The following is a 17,889-nucleotide window of genomic DNA, read 5'->3' on the forward strand; positions in this document are numbered from 1 at the left end:
ACCCATTTGCACACAGAGTTATCCACAAACATCCCCATCATTTCGGCGATCCTGTCTACCTATATACGGTTTTAAGCTCTCGAAATAAGGGTCAACATTGAAAAAGAAAAATTCGCGAGCGTTGCGCAAACGTTTTCGTTACAATGCTGCGGCAAAACAAGGATGCCCCGTAAGGGGCGTTAGCTGAGTTTTTACGCAAAAACTCAGCTAACGCTCTCTGTTATAGTCAAATCCAGGGGATTTACCATGCAACAACGTCGTCCAGTCCGCCGCGCTCTGCTCAGTGTTTCTGACAAAGCAGGTATTATCGAATTCGCTCAGGCACTTTCCGCACGCGGTGTGGAGCTGCTGTCTACAGGTGGCACTGCGCGCCTGTTAGCAGAGAAAGGTCTGCCAGTGACCGAAGTTTCCGATTACACCGGTTTCCCGGAAATGATGGATGGACGCGTGAAGACCCTGCATCCAAAAGTACACGGCGGCATTCTTGGCCGTCGCGGTCAGGATGACGGAATAATGGAACAACACGGTATCGACCCTATCGATATGGTGGTTGTTAACCTGTACCCGTTCGCCGAGACCGTGGCTCGCGTTGGCTGCTCGCTGGAAGATGCGGTAGAGAATATCGATATCGGCGGCCCAACCATGGTGCGCTCGGCCGCCAAGAACCATAAAGATGTGGCTATCGTGGTAAAGAGCAATGACTACGACGCCATTATTAAAGAGATGGATGCCAACGAAGGTTCTCTGACCCTCGACACCCGTTTCGATCTCGCCATTAAAGCGTTCGAACACACCGCCGCCTACGACAGCATGATTGCCAACTACTTCGGCAGCATGGTCCCGGCCTATCACGGTGAAAGCAAAGACGCTGCAGGTCGCTTCCCGCGTACTCTTAACCTGAACTTCATTAAGAAGCAGGATATGCGCTACGGCGAAAACAGCCACCAGCAGGCTGCCTTCTATATAGAAGAGAATGTTAAAGAGGCGTCCGTTGCCACCGCTACGCAGGTCCAGGGCAAAGCGCTCTCTTATAACAACATCGCCGATACCGACGCCGCGCTCGAGTGCGTGAAAGAGTTCAACGAGCCAGCCTGCGTTATCGTTAAGCACGCCAACCCGTGCGGCGTGGCAGTCAGCTCCTCTATTCTTGATGCCTATGACCGCGCGTACAAAACCGACCCAACCTCCGCGTTCGGCGGCATCATCGCTTTTAACCGCGAACTGGATGCTGAAACGGCGCAGGCCATTATCTCCCGCCAGTTTGTTGAGGTGATCATCGCCCCGTCAGCAACTGAGGAAGCGCTGAAGATTACGGCGGCTAAGCAGAACGTTCGCGTCCTGACCTGCGGTCAGTGGGCTGAGCGTGTTGCGAGCCTGGATTTCAAACGCGTGAACGGCGGACTGCTGGTTCAGGATCGTGACCTGGGTATGGTCACCGAGGGTGAACTGCGCGTAGTGTCCAAACGTCAACCTACTGAGCAGGAACTGCGTGATGCGCTGTTCTGCTGGAAAGTCGCGAAGTTCGTGAAATCCAACGCCATTGTCTACGCCAAAGAGAACATGACCATCGGCATAGGCGCAGGCCAGATGAGCCGCGTTTATTCCGCGAAGATCGCCGGGATTAAAGCCGCCGACGAAGGTCTGGAAGTCAAAGGTTCGGCAATGGCGTCTGACGCCTTCTTCCCGTTCCGCGACGGGATTGATGCCGCAGCAGCCGTTGGCGTGAGCTGTGTTATCCAGCCAGGCGGCTCCATTCGTGATGACGAGGTGATTGCCGCTGCCGACGAACACGGTATTGCGATGATCTTTACCGACATGCGCCACTTCCGCCATTAATTCACGGAGCAGACGATGAAAGTATTAGTTATTGGCAACGGCGGGCGCGAGCACGCGCTGGCCTGGAAAGCCGCCCAGTCACCGCAGGTTTCAACCGTTTATGTCGCACCGGGTAATGCGGGTACCGCACTGGAACCGACGCTGCAAAACGTGGCTATCGGTGTAACCGACATTCCGGCACTGCTGAGCTTTGCCCAGAGCGAGAAGATCGATCTCACCATCGTTGGTCCGGAAGCGCCGCTGGTGATTGGCGTGGTCGATGCCTTCCGTGCCGCCGGTCTGAAAATCTTCGGCCCAACCGAAGGTGCTGCGCAGTTGGAAGGTTCTAAAGCGTTCACCAAAGATTTCCTCGCGCGCCATAATATTCCCACGGCGGAATACCAGAACTTCACTGAAGTGGAGCCCGCGCTGGCCTATCTGCGTGAGAAAGGCGCGCCGATCGTCATTAAAGCCGACGGCCTGGCTGCCGGTAAAGGCGTTATCGTGGCGATGACGCTTGAAGAAGCTGAAGCCGCCGTGCACGACATGCTGGCAGGCAACGCGTTTGGCGACGCGGGCCACCGCATCGTGATCGAGGAGTTCCTCGACGGCGAAGAGGCAAGCTTTATCGTGATGGTCGACGGCGAGCATGTCCTGCCGATGGCTACCAGTCAGGACCACAAACGTGTGGGCAATGGCGATACCGGTCCGAACACCGGCGGGATGGGTGCATACTCTCCAGCGCCTGTGGTAACTGATGACGTTCACCAGCGCACCATGGAACGCATCATCTGGCCAACCGTAAAAGGCATGGCGGCGGAAGGTAACACCTACACCGGTTTCCTGTACGCAGGCCTGATGATCGACAAACAGGGCAACCCGAAGGTTATCGAGTTTAACTGCCGCTTCGGCGACCCGGAAACCCAGCCGATCATGCTGCGCATGAAGTCGGACCTGGTGGATCTGTGCCTCGCCGCCTGCGACGGTAAGCTGGACGAGAAAACCTCCGAGTGGGACGAGCGCGCCTCGCTGGGCGTGGTAATCGCCGCCGGGGGTTATCCGGGCGACTACCGTACCGGAGACGCGATCCACGGCCTGCCGCTGGAAGAAGCCGCTGACGGCAAAGTGTTCCACGCCGGCACTAAACTCGCCGCCGACGACACGGTATTGACCAATGGGGGCCGCGTCCTGTGCGCAACCGCACTGGGTCATACCGTTGCAGAAGCGCAGAAGCGCGCTTACGCGTTAATGGCCGACATCCGCTGGGACGGCAGCTTTAGCCGTAACGATATCGGCTGGCGCGCCATCGAACGCGAGCAGCGCTAACGCGAAATTTTCGCCAACAGCGTTTTACGCGTGATGCCTAACTGACGGGCGGCTTCAGTTTTGTTGCCGCCCGTTTTTTCCAGTGCTGCCAGAATCACCTCTTTTTCAACATCCACCAGCGGTTGGATCTCCAGACTGTTCTCTGCTTTTATTGGCGTCGCGGCAATCGCCAACGGCAGCTCGCGTTCAGAAATGTATTCTCCCGTCAGCAGAACCACCGCACGCTCAATCGCATTTTCCAGCTCACGAATGTTTCCCGGCCAGTCGTAATGGATCAGCAGATCCATTGCCTGCGGGGTAAAACCTTTCACCGCTTTGCGGTTACGCTCAGCAAAGCGCTGGAGAAAATGCCCGGCCAGCAGCGGAATATCTTCCCGGCGTTGACGTAATGCGGGCATCTCGATAGTGACGACGTTCAGGCGATAGTAGAGATCCTGGCGAAAACGTCCGGCGTTGACCTCTTGTGCCAGATCGCGATGGGTGGCGGCAATCAGCCGGACATCCACAGCAATAGTCTGATTACTGCCTACGCGCTGAACTTCACGCTCCTGAATCGCCCGCAGCAGGCGCACCTGCATCAGCGGCGAGATATCGCCAATCTCATCAAGAAACAGCGTACCGCCGTCGGCTTCCACAAAGCGCCCTTCCCGGCGTTTATCGGCACCGGTAAACGCGCCTTTTTCATGGCCGAACAGTTCAGATTCCAGCAGAGATTCATTCAGCGCCGCGCAGTTGAGCGTCACCAGTGGTTTATCACTGCGCGCACTGCTGGCGTGAAGCGCCCGGGCGACCAGTTCTTTGCCCGTTCCGGAGTCTCCGTGAATAAGCACCGTCGCATCCGACGGCGCAACCATCGCAATTTCGTTAAGCAGGTGCTGCATCGCCGGACTGTTGCCAATCATGCCAAACTGCGCTGCCGGGGCTGCTACGGGGTCGACGCCGGTCGCCCGGGTATGCGCCAGCGCCTTTTCCAGCGTGTGCTGCAGACTGTCAAAATCCAGTGGTTTGATTAAGTAATCCAGCGCCCCGGTTTTTAACGCTTCCACCGCGGTCTCCACGCTAGAAAAAGCGGTCATAATCAAGACCGGAATCGCCGGATTCAGGGCTTTGATCTCTTTCAGCGTTTCAATGCCGTCCATCTCCGCCATACGCACATCGCACAACACCAGATCAAAGACGTGTTCACGCACCTGCGCCAGCGCCTCTCGTCCACTATAGGCAAGCGCAACGTCATAGCCCCAGCCACGCAGCAGCGCTTGTAGAATAGTGCAGTGGCTGACGTCATCGTCCACAACCAGAATATCGATTTTTCCGTGTGTCATCCTTGTCAATCCTGTGGTTTCGCATTGATCGGCAGCCAGAGAGTAAAGACGGTGCCTCTACCTTCCACGCTGGTTACCTGAATGGTTCCGCCGTGCTGCTCAATGATGTTTTGCACCACCGCCAGTCCCAGCCCGGTACCGTCTGCCTTCGTCGTAAAGTAAGGAGTAAAAATAGCCTCCAGCTGGTCGGGTGCAATTCCCTTTCCGCTGTCGGTAACCCTAATTTTAACCCGATCGGCGCCACTTTCACTCGCTGAAACCGTAACCGTCCCCTGATGCCCGATAGCATGAATGGCGTTGAGGTATAAATTCAGCAGGACCTGCGTGAGTCGGTCGGGATCGGCTTGAATAGCGGGTAACGCAGCATTCGGCGTAAACTGCAGTTGAATTTCCCGGCTCTGAGCATCCTGGCTAACCAAATGCAGCGAGTGGGTGATGACTTCATTAAGATCGACCCGCTGCAGCGTCAGGTGCGCGGGCTTCACCAGCTCCAGCAATTCACTCACCACCCGATTTAAGCGATCGGCCTCTTTCGCCATCACCTGCGCCAGTTCATGCGACTCGCCCCCCGCCGGAGTGCGTTCGGCAAAATATTTCGCTAACCCCTTGATGGATGACAGTGGATTACGGATTTCATGCGCGACTCCCGCCGCCAGATGTCCGAGAGCCATCAGCTTTTCTTTACGCTTCATCGCGTCCTGTAGCTCTTTATAAGAACGCTGATAGCGTTGGTACCAGAAAAACGTCAGCACGGTAGCCAGCAGCACCGCCGCCAGAGCAGACAGAACGATCAGCGTATTACGCCACTCTCTGGCCTGAGTCGCGGCCAGGTCGCTGGCATCAAAAGCGATAAAGATGGTTTGCGTGGGCGTATTCGCATGATCGTCATTACCGGAGCAGCGTGCCATACCATGCCTCCCGGCCCCATACAACGGCTGGAACTGGCGATAAATTTCCAGGGCTGGTATTTGATCATGCCCATCGGGCGATGAGTCGATATTCCGCCAGCGTTCTTGTTCCCCAGGATTTAACTGACGCAGGACATCCGGCGAGTAGAGGGATTTACCAACCATAGAGGAATCACTGTGGGTGATAATCACGCCATGCTCATCGACAACGGCAAACCAGAGTACGCCCGGCTGTACCGCCATTTGCTCCAGCAGCGTTTGTTGCTGCGCATGATGCATACGCATTCCCATACCCACACGCGTACCGGACTCAAGGGCGCGGATCAGCACGCTTCCCTTTTCCAGTAACGTTTGTCGAGCGGCATCACTTTCCCGGCCGTAGTCCCGAATGGTCATGATGGAAAACCACCCCACCAAAATCAGGATCGCCGCCGGTAATAACCGGCTCAGCCACTTTGCTGCCGTATCCTTATCAAGACGCATACGTTCTCCCTTTCCCGCCGTTCCTTTCTTCATTTCAGGTATACAGCAGAAATCATGCCATCTTTTCACCCTGATAACCCTGTTCTCAGGCACAAACCCTCACAACGGGTGGGTAAAAATGACCCACCGGGCTGTTCTGGCGAGTCATTTTTACTCGCTTACGCCCGGACGGCAGCCGCGCGAGCCCCGCAGCACAAGGACGTCCAGGTTGGCACGGAAGATGCAAAAGAGAAAGTAAGCTAACCAACAGGAGAACGAACGATGAAACGGAATAATAAACTGGCGCTAATGGTCCTCTCGCTGATGGCTCTGGGTTCCACCCCGGCGCTGGCGCAACATCACTGGGGCAATGGTGAGGGAATGTGGCAACAGGGTGGTACGCCAATGACCACCGAGCAGCAGGCTGCAGCCCAGAAAATCGCTGATGATTACTACACGCAGACCCGCGCATTGCGCCAGCAGTTGACGTCCAAACGTTATGAGTACAACGCGTTGCTCACCGCCAGCCCGCTGGACAGCGCAAAAATTAATGCCGTCGCAAAAGAGATAGAATCGCTGAATCAGGCGCTGGATGAGCAACGGGTGAAACGGGATGTCGCCATGGCGGAGGCGGGCGTGCCTCGCGGTGCCGGCATGGGTTGCGGTGGCGGCAGTTACCATCGTGGCGGGGGTCATATGGGTATGGGCCACTGGTAAAGAACTTAATGCCTGATGGCGCCACGCTAATCAGGCCTACAGATGGATACCGTAAGCCGGATAAGACGCTTTTACGTCGCCATCCGGCGTTAAAATGTTTTATCTTTTGGCTGCCAACGGCAGAAATCAGAATTCGCGACCAGCAACAGCTGAGATCCCTCAGGCGCTTCCAGCCATGCCACGCTCACGTCGACCGACGAGCGGCTCTGGCGGCGCTCGATATGGTTTATCGCCCATGAATCTAAATCAGGTTTGATCGTCTCGCCTTCACACGTAGTGACCGTGCGTTCGGCGGCATGCCAACGCCCCTGCCGTAATACTACACGCCCTTGGCGCAGCGCATCGCTGGTCTGACGGGTTTGATCGGCACGGTAGCGGTAGAGCGCAATTTGATCGCTGGAAAGCTGCTGCTTTTGTCCATCGACTTCACGCTGCATAAAACTCAGTTCACCCCGATCGTCGAAACGGATGCGAACATGCTCCGGCGGTTGGCTGTATACGTTGAGTTCTATCAGAGAGAGGGTATCACCCTGCCAGCGGTACTCACTGGTGGTTGTGTCGCCGCTTCGCCACGGACTAAAAACGGAGAGCAGATGCACATCATCGTTGGAATCTTTACGCCAAACGCGTACCGCTCCGTGATCGCCAACATAACCGCTGGCCGTGAACGGAGGAAGCTCAGAGTGGCGACTGCAGGCAGACAGCAACAGAACACCTGAAAGCCAAAGCGTATGACGCCAGATGGACAAAAGGGGCGAAACCGCCCCCTCGTTAAAACTGTTCACTGCCACGCGAATTACTTAACCGCGTCTTTCAGTGCTTTACCAGAAACAAATGCCGGTACGTTAGCTGCGGCGATTTTGATTTCTTGACCGGTCTGCGGGTTGCGGCCAGTACGCTCAGCGCGGTGGTTCACTTTGAAGGTACCGAAACCAACCAGTTGTACAGCATCGCCTTCTTTCAGAGACTCAGTAATAGCAGCCAGAGTGGATTCCAGAGCAGCTTTAGCCTGTGTTTTGGACAGTTCTGCTTTGTCTGCAATTACATCAATCAGTTGAGTCTTGTTCATAAGTTATCCTTACAATGTGTTTATCGCTTGCTAAGCATCGAGTGCGACGGAAATGCCAGAAAAGCACTCTCCTGCATACACGCACCGATAGCCACTTTTCTTCGCCCCCCAAATGTAGACCAGACGGGGGGCGGATGGGAAGCCTTCAGGCACGACAAATCAGGCGTTAAATCACGTTTTGTGGTGTCATTGCTGAAAAATTATACCAATATTGCTCTCGCCAGCCTCGCGCAGGTCTGCACGCAGCCCTTTTATCAGCTCAAGATCGCGTTCTTCGCAATCGGCTAAAAGTCGGAATATTTCCCACTGAATATCCCATTCTTGCTCAACGGCAGGGTTCTCTTTCAGCTCTTCATCGGTCATTTCGCGACCCGCTTGCGTCATTTCCAGCATCGCGACGCTGGTAATCGAAGCCTTACTGACTTCAATCGCGTGTTCCAGGGTTTCACCGCTCAGACGAGAATGCATGACTTCGCTCAGGGCAACACAGGCGTCAATTGCCGGATAAACGCCGTACAGATCGTAGTCGTCTGCGGACGGAATAGCCTCTTCAAACTTCTCCAGCTGGCTGTCGAAATTGATTTTCGCATCCTTGACGGTCAGCACTTCCCAGACTAAATCCAGGATTCGGCGGTAAATCTGCCCATCACCAAACTCAGTTTGCTTGCAGAACATGGCGTAGTTTGGGTACATGCGCTCACACAGACAGGCCATAAAGGTGACGTGCTGCCAGCTTTCCAGCTTCTCCAGACGCAGATGAATCGGGTTTTGTAACATGATGAGTTCTCGAATACGGAAATTAATCGCAGTTTACCCGATATGGGGCGTTTTTGCTGCAAGCCGCGTAAAAGCCGGGCGTTCCGATGCCACCGCATCCGCCCAGCGTGTCGGTTCCGGCAGGCGATAGCCGTTCATACAACGCTGCACCCACGCCAGCGCGCTATCCATGCCCACGCGATGTCCGGTAGAGATAAACAGTGGATTACAGCGTGCTTTGCTGCGCCAGACCCACGCCAGCTGCTCGCCTTTATCCAACAGTGGCGCTAGCGCCCCGGGTTCAGCAGATAAGGGTTCAAACTTGCCGCACAGCCGTTTTTTCGCCACGCCAATCGTCGGGACATCCACCAGCAGACCAAAATGGCTGGCAACGCCAAGACGACGCGGGTGGGAAATACCGTGACCATCAACGAACACTAAGTCAGGTTTCTGCGATAATTGTTCCCAGGCAGCCAGCAGCGCAGGATATTCGCGAAAAGAGAGAAAACCGGGGATATACGGCATGGTGGTGGCGATACGCGCCACCTTATATTCAACCAGCTCAAGAGAAGGATACTTCAGTAGCACGATGGCGGCTCGCGTCACCTCTCCGCCCTGCTCAAACCCGACATCTGCCCCGGCGATCAGATCCGGTGGATCGCTTTTAAAGCGATCTTCACGGATCACCGCAGAGGCCAGTTCAAGCTGTTGGGCGCGTAGCAACGCAAGATCCATCGTGACTCCTTAGCGGTGGTACTGCTCAGACAAGCGATGTACCGCCTCCACAAACACCCCGGCATGTTCCGGCGGCACGTCCTGGTGGATACCGTGGCCCAGGTTAAAGACGTGGCCTTCCCCTTGACCGAAGCCCGCCAGTATCGTGGCGACTTCTTCTTCGATACGCGGTGCCGGTGCGTAGAGCATGGACGGGTCCATATTGCCCTGTAACGCCACTTTATGACCGACACGACGACGCGCATCGGCAATATCTGTCGTCCAGTCGAGACCCAGCGCATCACATCCAGTTTCCGCCATCGCTTCCAGCCACTGTCCGCCGCCTTTGGTAAACAGGGTGACCGGCACGCGGCGGCCGTCGTTTTCACGCAGCAGGCCATCGACAATTTTGTGCATGTAATAGAGAGAGAACTGCTGATAGTCGCGACCGGTCAGCACGCCGCCCCAGGTGTCGAAAATCATCACCGACTGCGCGCCAGCTTTGATCTGCGCATTCAGGTATAGCGTGACGCTTTTCGCCAGCTTATCGAGCAGCAGATGCAGCGACGTTGGATCGGCGTACATCATCTTTTTAATCACGGTGAAGGCTTTGCTGCTGCCGCCTTCCACCATGTAAGTCGCCAGCGTCCACGGACTGCCAGAGAAACCAATCAGCGGCACGTCGCCCTTCAGCTCGCGGCGAATAGTACGTACCGCGTTCATCACGTAGCCCAGTTCCCCTTCCGGGTCCGGGATCGGCAGCTTATCCACATCGGCCTTACAGGTGATGGGAGAGGTAAAGCGTGGGCCTTCGCCAGCTTCAAAGTACAGCCCAAGTCCCATCGCATCCGGGATGGTCAAAATGTCCGAAAAGAGGATCGCCGCATCAAGTTTATACCTGCGCAGCGGTTGTAGCGTCACTTCGCAGGCCAGCTCGGCGTTTTTGCACAGCGCCATGAAATCGCCCGCTTGCGCACGAGTGGCTTTGTACTCCGGCAAATAGCGGCCCGCCTGGCGCATCATCCATACCGGAGTAACATCAACGGGCTGGCGCAGCAGCGCACGCAGGTAACGATCGTTCTTCAGTTCGGTCATTTTTATCTTCCTTTTAGCGTCAGGCCGTCAGTGTATCATTACTCGTTCTTTACTCGTACTCAGCCCGACACATCGCCACGGTATCTTCGATCAGTCGACGCGCGACGGTACCCGGCGGGGGAAGTAGCGGTAAGTCATCGTAGCGATACCAGTTCGCTTCCAGCAGTTCTTTCGGGTCGATGACGATCTCTCCGCTATCATATTCCGCCATAAACGCGGTCATCAAAGACTGCGGAAACGGCCAGGGCTGGGAGGTAACGTAGCGCAGGTTTTTCACCTTAATGCCGCTTTCTTCCATCACTTCTCGCGCTACCGCTTGTTCTAACGTCTCCCCCACTTCAACAAAACCGGCCAGCACGGTATGCACGCCGTTGCGGTGGCGAACATGCTGAGCCAGCAGAAGGGAGTCTTCACGACGGATGGCGACAATAATGCAGGGGGCAATTTGCGGATAATAACGTTCACGGCAGTGGCTACACAGCATCGCCCATTCGGTTTTGCTAGGGTGCATCGGATGGCCGCAATAACCGCAGAATTTATGCGAACGGAAAAACTCGGCCAGCTGCACGCCGCGTCCGGCCAGTTGAAACAATCCCACATCCTGATCGAGGATCTGACGCACTGAGCCCATATCGTGGCGACGCTGCTGCTGCACCAGCCAGACGGTTTCACCTTCCCACTCGCCTATCGGCAACCCGCGCTGACCCAGCAGATCAAAACCAGCCGCGTCACCATGTGGCAGCTCTCCGTGAGGCAACCACAATTTTTGTTCATGACTGACGATCCACCAGCCGCTGTCTAATTTTTCAATAATACGATCCATATCTCTTGCGCAACCTTTGCTTCACAGGCATGTTGTTTACATTATTTTTACATTTATCGGTGAGCCGTTTTTCAACACCACCTTGCGGAGTCAATCATGCTAAACCAGCTGGAAAGCCTGACGGAACACGTCGGAGGAAGTAATAAACTGGTTGATCGCTGGCTACATGTACGTAAGCACCTGCTCGTGGCTTACTACAATCTGGTTGGCATTAAGCCTGGCAAAGAATCGTACATGCGGCTCAATGAAAAAGCGCTGGATGATTTTTGTCAGAGCCTGGTCGACTACCTCTCCACCGGACACTTCAGTATTTATGAACGTATTCTGCATAAATTGGAAGGGAACGGGCAGCTTTTAAAAGCCACAAAAATTTGGCCTCTTCTGGAAGCCAATACACAACAGATTATGGACGATTATGATTCCAGTCTGGAAAACGCCATTGACCACGATAATTTCCTTGAATTTCAACAGGCATTGTCGGATATCGGCGAGGCGCTGGAAGCCCGGTTTATGCTGGAAGATAAGTTGATTATGCTGGTGCTTGATGCGGTACACGACAGCGCAATGATCAAACGCCCTGCTTGAGATTTGCGCGAGTAACAGGTAGTTTACAACCATTCCTCCTCGCCAGAGGGGGAATTATCTTGTCGGAGTGCTTATTTTCCACAACAGCATGAGTGGAAAAGGCTGAGACCGTTAATTCGGGATCCGCGGAACCTGATCAGGCTAATACCTGCGAAGGGAACAAGAGTAAATCTACAGTTGTATCGCCCATGGGCGATCTTCCCTCTTGCTTCATCCGTCGTCTGACAAGCCATATCCTTACTTTTTTGGAATGAGCTATGTCTGCCACTACTAAACCATCCCGCCGCGAACAGCGCGCCCAGGCCCAACACTTTATCGACACCCTGGAAGGGACCGCCTTTCCTAACTCAAAACGTATTTATATTGCTGGTTCACAGCCAGATATCCGTATTCCTATGCGTGAAATCCAGCTCAGCCCGACACTGACTGGGGGTTCAAAAGACAACCCACAGTTCGAAGAGAACGAACCTATACCGGTGTACGACACCTCCGGCCCGTACGGCGATCCGGATATCGCGATTAACGTCCAGCTGGGTCTGGCAAAACTGCGCCAGCCGTGGATATCCGCACGTAATGACAGCGAAGAGCTGGACGACCGTAGCTCCGCCTATACCAAAGAGCGCCTGGCCGATGATGGCCTGGACGAGCTGCGTTTCAACGGCTTGCTGACGCCTAAGCGCGCCAAAACCGGCCACTGCGTGACCCAGTTGCACTACGCGCGCCAGGGCATCGTCACTCCGGAGATGGAGTTTATCGCTATCCGCGAAAATATGGGCCGCGAGCGCATTCGCAGTGAAGTGCTGCGCCACCAGCATCCAGGCATGAGCTTTGGCGCCAGCCTGCCGGAAAATATCACGGCGGAATTCGTGCGTGATGAAGTCGCTGCCGGGCGCGCCATCATCCCCGCCAACATCAACCACCCGGAATCAGAGCCGATGATCATCGGACGTAATTTCCTGGTGAAGGTCAATGCCAACATCGGTAACTCAGCGGTCACTTCCTCCATCGAAGAAGAAGTGGAAAAGCTGGTGTGGTCCACGCGCTGGGGGGCGGATACGGTGATGGACCTGTCCACCGGTCGCTATATTCACGAAACCCGCGAATGGATCCTGCGAAACAGCCCGGTGCCGATCGGCACCGTACCGATCTACCAGGCACTGGAGAAGGTCAACGGGATCGCCGAAGATCTCACCTGGGAAGCGTTCCGCGATACGCTGCTGGAGCAGGCCGAACAGGGTGTCGACTATTTCACTATCCACGCGGGTGTACTGCTGCGCTACGTGCCGATGACCGCCAGGCGCCTGACCGGTATTGTCTCGCGCGGCGGTTCGATTATGGCGAAATGGTGCCTCTCTCATCACCAGGAAAACTTCCTCTACGAGCACTTTCACGAAATCTGTGAAATCTGCGCCGCTTATGACGTTTCTCTGTCGCTGGGTGATGGTCTGCGTCCGGGCTCTATTCAGGATGCCAACGACGAGGCACAGTTCTCAGAGCTGCATACGCTGGGCGAGCTGACCAAAATTGCCTGGGAATATGACGTGCAGGTGATGATTGAAGGCCCTGGCCACGTACCGATGCAGATGATTAAGCGCAACATGACCGAAGAGCTGGAACACTGCCATGAAGCGCCGTTCTACACTTTAGGGCCATTAACGACCGATATCGCCCCAGGCTATGACCACTTCACCTCCGGTATTGGTGCGGCAATGATTGGCTGGTTTGGCTGCGCGATGCTGTGCTACGTCACGCCAAAAGAGCACCTCGGCCTGCCGAACAAAGAAGACGTGAAGCAGGGGTTGATTACCTACAAGATTGCCGCGCATGCCGCCGATTTAGCTAAAGGGCATCCGGGTGCGCAGATCCGCGATAACGCCATGTCAAAAGCGCGCTTCGAATTCCGCTGGGAAGACCAGTTTAATCTGGCGCTCGACCCGTTCACCGCCCGCGCCTACCACGATGAAACCCTGCCACAGGAGTCCGGCAAAGTCGCTCACTTCTGCTCAATGTGCGGGCCGAAATTCTGCTCGATGAAAATCAGCCAGGAAGTGCGCGACTACGCTGCCGCACAAACCATCGAAGTGGGGATGGCGGGTATGTCGGAGAACTTCCGCGCCAACGGCGGTGAAATCTACCTCAAAAAAGAGGAGGCATGATGTACCAGCCTAATTTCCCAACGGTCCCTTTCCGCCTCGGACTGTACCCGGTGGTCGACAGCATTGCGTGGATTGAACGCTTGCTTGATGCAGGCGTACGTACTATCCAGCTGCGAATCAAAGATAAACGCGACGAAGAGGTCGAAGCCGACGTGATTGCCGCTATTGAACTGGGGCGTCGCTACGATGCCCGTCTGTTTATCAATGACTACTGGCGACTGGCGATTAAACACCATGCTTACGGGGTACATCTGGGCCAGGAAGATCTTGAAACCACCGACCTGAAGGCGATTCAGGCCGCAGGGTTACGTCTTGGGGTATCCACCCACGATGATATGGAGATTGACGTGGCGCTAGCCGCCCGCCCTTCTTACATCGCACTGGGTCACGTCTTCCCGACACAAACCAAGCAGATGCCATCTGCCCCACAGGGATTGGTACAACTCGCCACGCATATCGAACGACTGGCTGACTACCCTACTGTCGCCATTGGCGGTATCAGCCTCGAGCGGGCACCGGCTGTGCTGGCGACCGGGGTGGGCAGCATTGCGGTGGTCAGCGCCATCACGCAGGCCGCTGACTGGCGAGGCGCCACGTCACAGCTGCTTTCAATTGCAGGAGCAGGCGATGAATGATCGCGATTTTATGCGCTATAGCCGCCAGATTTTACTCGGTGATATTGCGATAGAGGGCCAGCAGACGCTGCTCAACAGCCACGTGCTGATTGTTGGCTTGGGCGGATTAGGCTCCCCTGCCGCGCTGTATCTGGCGGGGGCGGGAGTAGGCACATTGACGCTGGTGGACGACGACGACGTGCATCTGAGTAATCTTCAGCGCCAGATCCTGTTCACGACGGATGATATCGCCCGGTCAAAATCCCAGATGGCCCAACAGAGACTGACACGGCTCAACCCGGATATCGAACTGGTCGCGCTACAGCAGCGCCTGAAAGGCGATGCGCTCAGGCACGCGGTGGCGCGCGCTGACGTGGTGCTCGACTGCACCGACAATATGGCGACGCGTCAGGCGATCAATACCGTCTGCGTCGCCCTGAATACACCGCTTATCACTGCCAGCGCTGTTGGCTTTGGTGGCCAATTGATGGTGCTGACGCCGCCGTGGGAACAGGGCTGCTACCGCTGTCTGTGGCCGGATGACATCGAGCCCGAACGCAACTGCCGTACCGCAGGCATTGTCGGTCCGGTCGTTGGCATCATGGGTACCCTGCAGGCGCTGGAAGCCATCAAACTTCTCAGCGGTATTGAAACCCTAAGCGGTGAATTACGCCTGTTCGATGGTAAAACCAGCCAGTGGCGTAGCCTGGCGTTACGCCGCGCCCGCGGTTGTCCGGTATGCGGAGGGCAACATGCAGATCCAATTCAATGATGAGCCAGTACAGTGTGCCGAGGGGCAAAATATCAGCGCGCTGCTGGCAGAGCTTAATCAGCTCAAGCCGGGGATAGCGCTGGCGCTGAATCAACAGATCCTGCCGCGCGAGCAGTGGGAACAGCAAATCGTGCAGGAAGGCGACCAGATCCTGCTTTTTCAGGTTATTGCAGGGGGTTGATATGCTACGTATTGCCGACAAAACGTTTGATTCACATCTGTTCACCGGCACGGGGAAATTTGCCTCATCGCAACTGATGGTCGATGCCATTCGCGCCTCCGGTAGCCAACTGGTGACATTGGCAATGAAGCGCGTGGATTTACGCCAGCACAACGATGCCATTTTGGTGCCACTGGTCGAGGCAGGGGTAACGCTGCTGCCGAATACCTCAGGGGCGAAAACGGCGGATGAAGCTATCTTTGCCGCGCAGTTGGCGCGCGAAGCGCTGGGGACGCACTGGCTGAAATTAGAAATACATCCTGACGCTCGATGGCTGTTACCAGATCCTATCGAAACGCTGAAAGCCGCCGAGGCGCTGGTGAAGCAGGGTTTCGTGGTGCTGCCCTACTGCGGCGCGGACCCGGTGCTGTGCAAGCGGCTGGAAGAAGTGGGCTGTGCGGCGGTCATGCCGCTCGGTGCGCCCATTGGCTCAAATCAGGGCCTGGAAACCCGCGCCATGCTGGAGATCATTATTCAGCAGGCCACCGTCCCAGTGGTGGTTGATGCCGGGATCGGTGTGCCCAGCCATGCCACGCAGGCGTTGGAAATGGGGGCCGACGCGGTGTTGGTCAACACGGCGATTGCCGTAGCGGACGACCCGGTAATGATGGCGACGGCGTTCCGGCTGGCGGTTGAAGCGGGCCTTCTGGCACGTCAGGCCGTTCCGGGGAGCCGAAGTACCAATGCTTGCGCCACCAGCCCATTGACCGGATTTCTGGAGGTCTCAGCATGAAAACCTTCAGCGATCGCTGGCGACAGCTGGAGTGGGATGATATCCATCTGCGCATTAACGGCAAAACCGCCGCCGATGTCGAGCGCGCACTTAACACTGCACAGCTGAGTCGTGATGACCTGATGGCGCTGCTCTCGCCAGCCGCCGCCGATTATCTGGAGCCGCTGGCGCAGCGAGCACAAAAGCTGACCCGCCAACGCTTTGGTAATACCGTCAGCTTTTACGTGCCGCTGTATCTTTCGAATCTGTGCGCCAACGACTGCTCCTACTGCGGCTTCTCCATGAGCAACCGCATCAAGCGTAAAACTTTGGATGAATCAGAGATTCAACGGGAGTGTGCGGCGATCCGCGAGCTGGGTTTTGAGCATCTGTTGCTGGTCACCGGCGAGCATCAGGCGAAAGTCGGCATGGACTATTTTCGCCGCCATTTACCCGCCATCCGTCGTCAGTTTTCTTCGCTACAGATGGAGGTACAACCGCTGTCAGTTGCTGAATATGCTGAGCTAAAGATACTCGGTCTGGACGGTGTGATGGTGTATCAGGAGAGCTACCATGAGGCGACTTATGCCCGGCACCATCTGAAGGGAAAAAAACAGGACTTCTTTTGGCGGCTGGAAACGCCGGACCGACTTGGTCACGCCGGTATCGACAAAATTGGCCTTGGGGCACTGATTGGCTTGTCTGACAGTTGGCGGGTTGATTGCTATATGGTAGCCGAGCATTTGCTATGGATGCAGCAACATTACTGGCAAAGCCGTTATTCAATCTCGTTCCCACGCCTGCGCCCATGTACCGGAGGTATTGAACCGGCATCGATTATGGATGAGCGTCAACTGGTACAAACCATTTGTGCGTTTCGCTTGTTGGCGCCGGACATCGAGCTGTCGCTCTCCACGCGTGAATCACCGTGGTTTCGCGACCACGTCATTCCGCTAGCAATCAATAACGTCAGCGCCTTCTCAAAGACGCAGCCCGGCGGCTATGCCGACAATCACCCGGAGCTGGAACAGTTTTCTCCGCATGATGATCGGCGCCCTGAAGATGTTGCCGCAGCACTCAGTGCGCAGGGTTTACAGCCCGTGTGGAAAGACTGGGATAGTTTTCTCGGACGTGCGTCACAGATGTAGTGAATCCGGATGTAAAAACGAAAAAACCCGCTTTCGCGGGTTTTTTTATTCACTATCACTTATCTGCTCAGGCTCTGGCCTTCATCGCTATCGTAAGCGCTGGTGAGATTATCGGCGATTACAGCGCGATAACGTTAACAGCAGACGGGCCTTTCGCGCCGTTCTCAACGGAGAACTCGACTTTTTGGCCTTCGTCTAAGGTTTTATAATCGTTGCTCTGGATAGCGGAAAAATGCACAAACACATCTTTGCTACCGTCCTGAGGAGTGATAAAGCCGAAGCCTTTCTCAGAGTTAAACCATTTTACTAAACCAGTCATTTTGTTAGACATAGATACTTCCTTTCATATTTTGAGCCGCTTATGCAGCGAAGATGGCCTGTTTTGCAGAAATTAACTTATTGGGCACTTAGGAGGAGGCTCATGAAGAAGAGTATCTGAGGATAACGCTTGAACTGAGAACTGCTTTACTAAAACTGCTTTCATAAGGTCTGTGTTCCAAACCGATGCAGCTATAGTAACCTTACTTCTAATCATTACGCAAGCATTAATTTATTTAATGCCCTTAACTGGTGAAATGTTGAGCTGATTTGGTTAAGAGCCTAAGATAACACCTTGATGTATATATAATAAAAGCCCTGACCGTTGCAGCCAGGGCTTTAAGTTACTACAAACTT

General features: G+C 55.3%; 20 protein-coding genes and 1 riboswitch. Of the genes, 11 read left to right on the forward strand and 9 right to left on the reverse strand.

The window, feature by feature from the left end; all coding sequences use genetic code 11:
• The first annotated feature begins 246 nt into the window (after positions 1-246).
• Together purH and purD are read left to right on the forward strand one after the other, a co-directional pair.
• Positions 247-1,836, forward strand: a complete 1,590-nt coding sequence (purH, locus tag FDW98_RS21410; protein ID WP_096758762.1) for a bifunctional phosphoribosylaminoimidazolecarboxamide formyltransferase/IMP cyclohydrolase — start codon at positions 247-249, stop codon at positions 1,834-1,836.
• Positions 1,837-1,851: 15 nt separating this feature from the next.
• Entirely contained in the window at positions 1,852-3,141 is a 1,290-nt protein-coding gene (gene purD, locus FDW98_RS21415) for a phosphoribosylamine--glycine ligase (RefSeq protein WP_096758763.1), read from the forward strand.
• On the opposite strand, the gene zraR is transcribed toward purD, so the two are convergent.
• Both zraR and zraS read right to left on the reverse strand, forming a co-directional pair.
• Complete coding sequence (gene zraR, locus FDW98_RS21420; protein ID WP_096758764.1) at positions 3,138-4,463, reverse strand: sigma-54-dependent response regulator transcription factor ZraR; 1,326 nt, start codon at positions 4,461-4,463, stop codon at positions 3,138-3,140. The two genes, purD and zraR, sit on opposite strands and share 4 nt — an antisense overlap.
• A gap of 5 nt (positions 4,464-4,468) precedes the next feature.
• Positions 4,469-5,854: a two-component system sensor histidine kinase ZraS gene (gene zraS, locus FDW98_RS21425; protein ID WP_096758765.1), complete on the reverse strand. Its 1,386-nt coding sequence runs from the start codon at positions 5,852-5,854 to the stop codon at positions 4,469-4,471.
• 54 nt (positions 5,855-5,908) lie between these two features.
• Between zraS and FDW98_RS21430 the strand changes: the two genes are divergently transcribed.
• Both FDW98_RS21430 and zraP read left to right on the forward strand, forming a co-directional pair.
• Positions 5,909-6,097 carry a hypothetical protein gene (locus tag FDW98_RS21430; protein WP_137398954.1) on the forward strand — a complete coding sequence of 63 codons (189 nt, stop codon included), beginning with the start codon at positions 5,909-5,911 and terminating at the stop codon, positions 6,095-6,097.
• Between the two features lie 18 nt (positions 6,098-6,115).
• Entirely contained in the window at positions 6,116-6,550 is a 435-nt protein-coding gene (gene zraP / locus FDW98_RS21435) for a zinc resistance sensor/chaperone ZraP (protein ID WP_096758766.1), read from the forward strand.
• An 89-nt stretch (positions 6,551-6,639) separates the two neighbouring features.
• Here the strand turns inward: zraP and FDW98_RS21440 are convergent, their stop codons facing one another.
• From FDW98_RS21440 to nudC, 6 genes are all read right to left on the reverse strand, one after another.
• Positions 6,640-7,335, reverse strand: coding sequence for a DUF1481 domain-containing protein (locus FDW98_RS21440; protein WP_096759484.1), 696 nt, complete (start codon positions 7,333-7,335; stop codon positions 6,640-6,642).
• An 11-nt stretch (positions 7,336-7,346) separates the two neighbouring features.
• The gene (gene hupA / locus FDW98_RS21445; protein WP_096758767.1) at positions 7,347-7,619 is read right to left on the reverse strand and encodes a nucleoid-associated protein HU-alpha; all 273 of its coding nucleotides are present in this window, start codon (positions 7,617-7,619) and stop codon (positions 7,347-7,349) included.
• 186 nt (positions 7,620-7,805) lie between these two features.
• A complete protein-coding gene (locus tag FDW98_RS21450; RefSeq protein ID WP_096758768.1) occupies positions 7,806-8,396 on the reverse strand; it encodes a YjaG family protein in 591 nt (196 codons plus the stop codon).
• A gap of 33 nt (positions 8,397-8,429) precedes the next feature.
• A complete protein-coding gene (gene nfi / locus FDW98_RS21455) occupies positions 8,430-9,110 on the reverse strand; it encodes a deoxyribonuclease V (RefSeq protein WP_096758769.1) in 681 nt (226 codons plus the stop codon).
• A gap of 9 nt (positions 9,111-9,119) precedes the next feature.
• Positions 9,120-10,184 carry a uroporphyrinogen decarboxylase gene (hemE, locus tag FDW98_RS21460; RefSeq protein WP_096758770.1) on the reverse strand — a complete coding sequence of 355 codons (1,065 nt, stop codon included), beginning with the start codon at positions 10,182-10,184 and terminating at the stop codon, positions 9,120-9,122.
• Between the two features lie 49 nt (positions 10,185-10,233).
• Positions 10,234-11,007 (reverse strand): NAD(+) diphosphatase, encoded by a 774-nt coding sequence (nudC, locus tag FDW98_RS21465; RefSeq protein ID WP_096758771.1) that lies wholly within the window; start codon positions 11,005-11,007, stop codon positions 10,234-10,236.
• 96 nt (positions 11,008-11,103) lie between these two features.
• On the opposite strand from nudC, the gene rsd reads away from it, so the two are divergent.
• From rsd to thiH, 7 genes are all read left to right on the forward strand, one after another.
• Positions 11,104-11,592, forward strand: coding sequence for a sigma D regulator (gene rsd, locus FDW98_RS21470; RefSeq protein ID WP_096758772.1), 489 nt, complete (start codon positions 11,104-11,106; stop codon positions 11,590-11,592).
• 53 nt (positions 11,593-11,645) lie between these two features.
• Positions 11,646-11,768, forward strand: a riboswitch (TPP riboswitch).
• A gap of 81 nt (positions 11,769-11,849) precedes the next feature.
• Positions 11,850-13,748, forward strand: a complete 1,899-nt coding sequence (thiC, locus tag FDW98_RS21475; RefSeq protein WP_096758773.1) for a phosphomethylpyrimidine synthase ThiC — start codon at positions 11,850-11,852, stop codon at positions 13,746-13,748.
• Positions 13,748-14,383 (forward strand): thiamine phosphate synthase, encoded by a 636-nt coding sequence (gene thiE, locus FDW98_RS21480; protein ID WP_096758774.1) that lies wholly within the window; start codon positions 13,748-13,750, stop codon positions 14,381-14,383. Before thiC ends, thiE begins: the two co-directional genes overlap by 1 nt.
• On the forward strand, positions 14,376-15,134 hold the full coding sequence (locus FDW98_RS21485) for a HesA/MoeB/ThiF family protein (RefSeq protein ID WP_096758775.1): 759 nt from the start codon (positions 14,376-14,378) through the stop codon (positions 15,132-15,134). Before thiE ends, FDW98_RS21485 begins: the two co-directional genes overlap by 8 nt.
• A complete protein-coding gene (gene thiS / locus FDW98_RS21490; RefSeq protein WP_096758776.1) occupies positions 15,115-15,315 on the forward strand; it encodes a sulfur carrier protein ThiS in 201 nt (66 codons plus the stop codon). The genes FDW98_RS21485 and thiS overlap by 20 nt, the downstream gene beginning before the upstream one ends.
• 1 nt (position 15,316) lies before the next feature.
• Complete coding sequence (thiG, locus tag FDW98_RS21495) at positions 15,317-16,087, forward strand: thiazole synthase (RefSeq protein WP_115259736.1); 771 nt, start codon at positions 15,317-15,319, stop codon at positions 16,085-16,087.
• Positions 16,084-17,214 (forward strand): 2-iminoacetate synthase ThiH, encoded by a 1,131-nt coding sequence (thiH, locus tag FDW98_RS21500; protein WP_096758778.1) that lies wholly within the window; start codon positions 16,084-16,086, stop codon positions 17,212-17,214. Before thiG ends, thiH begins: the two co-directional genes overlap by 4 nt.
• A 118-nt stretch (positions 17,215-17,332) precedes the next feature.
• Here thiH and cspA read toward each other — a convergent pair whose 3' ends face one another.
• A complete protein-coding gene (gene cspA / locus FDW98_RS21505; RefSeq protein ID WP_096758779.1) occupies positions 17,333-17,545 on the reverse strand; it encodes an RNA chaperone/antiterminator CspA in 213 nt (70 codons plus the stop codon).
• Positions 17,546-17,889 lie beyond the last annotated feature (344 nt).

It is taken from the genome of Citrobacter sp. wls711 (assembly GCF_005281055.1).
Lineage (GTDB): Bacteria > Pseudomonadota > Gammaproteobacteria > Enterobacterales > Enterobacteriaceae > Citrobacter > Citrobacter gillenii.

Bases quoted from the DNA above. Each gene is read 5' to 3' on its own strand.
- FDW98_RS21485 (WP_096758775.1), top strand. From the start codon at position 14,376: ATGAATGATCGCGATTTTATGCGCTATAGCCGCCAGATTTTACTCGGT.
- thiC (WP_096758773.1), top strand. From the start codon at position 11,850: ATGTCTGCCACTACTAAACCATCCCGCCGCGAACAGCGCGCCCAGGCC.
- zraR (WP_096758764.1), bottom strand. From the start codon at position 4,463: ATGACACACGGAAAAATCGATATTCTGGTTGTGGACGATGACGTCAGC.
- purH (WP_096758762.1), top strand. From the start codon at position 247: ATGCAACAACGTCGTCCAGTCCGCCGCGCTCTGCTCAGTGTTTCTGAC.
- hemE (WP_096758770.1), bottom strand. From the start codon at position 10,184: ATGACCGAACTGAAGAACGATCGTTACCTGCGTGCGCTGCTGCGCCAG.
- nfi (WP_096758769.1), bottom strand. From the start codon at position 9,110: ATGGATCTTGCGTTGCTACGCGCCCAACAGCTTGAACTGGCCTCTGCG.
- thiH (WP_096758778.1), top strand. From the start codon at position 16,084: ATGAAAACCTTCAGCGATCGCTGGCGACAGCTGGAGTGGGATGATATC.
- FDW98_RS21450 (WP_096758768.1), bottom strand. From the start codon at position 8,396: ATGTTACAAAACCCGATTCATCTGCGTCTGGAGAAGCTGGAAAGCTGG.
- rsd (WP_096758772.1), top strand. From the start codon at position 11,104: ATGCTAAACCAGCTGGAAAGCCTGACGGAACACGTCGGAGGAAGTAAT.
- cspA (WP_096758779.1), bottom strand. From the start codon at position 17,545: ATGTCTAACAAAATGACTGGTTTAGTAAAATGGTTTAACTCTGAGAAA.
- FDW98_RS21430 (WP_137398954.1), top strand. From the start codon at position 5,909: ATGCCATCTTTTCACCCTGATAACCCTGTTCTCAGGCACAAACCCTCA.
- zraS (WP_096758765.1), bottom strand. From the start codon at position 5,854: ATGCGTCTTGATAAGGATACGGCAGCAAAGTGGCTGAGCCGGTTATTA.
- zraP (WP_096758766.1), top strand. From the start codon at position 6,116: ATGAAACGGAATAATAAACTGGCGCTAATGGTCCTCTCGCTGATGGCT.
- thiE (WP_096758774.1), top strand. From the start codon at position 13,748: ATGTACCAGCCTAATTTCCCAACGGTCCCTTTCCGCCTCGGACTGTAC.
- thiG (WP_115259736.1), top strand. From the start codon at position 15,317: ATGCTACGTATTGCCGACAAAACGTTTGATTCACATCTGTTCACCGGC.
- purD (WP_096758763.1), top strand. From the start codon at position 1,852: ATGAAAGTATTAGTTATTGGCAACGGCGGGCGCGAGCACGCGCTGGCC.
- nudC (WP_096758771.1), bottom strand. From the start codon at position 11,007: ATGGATCGTATTATTGAAAAATTAGACAGCGGCTGGTGGATCGTCAGT.
- hupA (WP_096758767.1), bottom strand. From the start codon at position 7,619: ATGAACAAGACTCAACTGATTGATGTAATTGCAGACAAAGCAGAACTG.
- thiS (WP_096758776.1), top strand. From the start codon at position 15,115: ATGCAGATCCAATTCAATGATGAGCCAGTACAGTGTGCCGAGGGGCAA.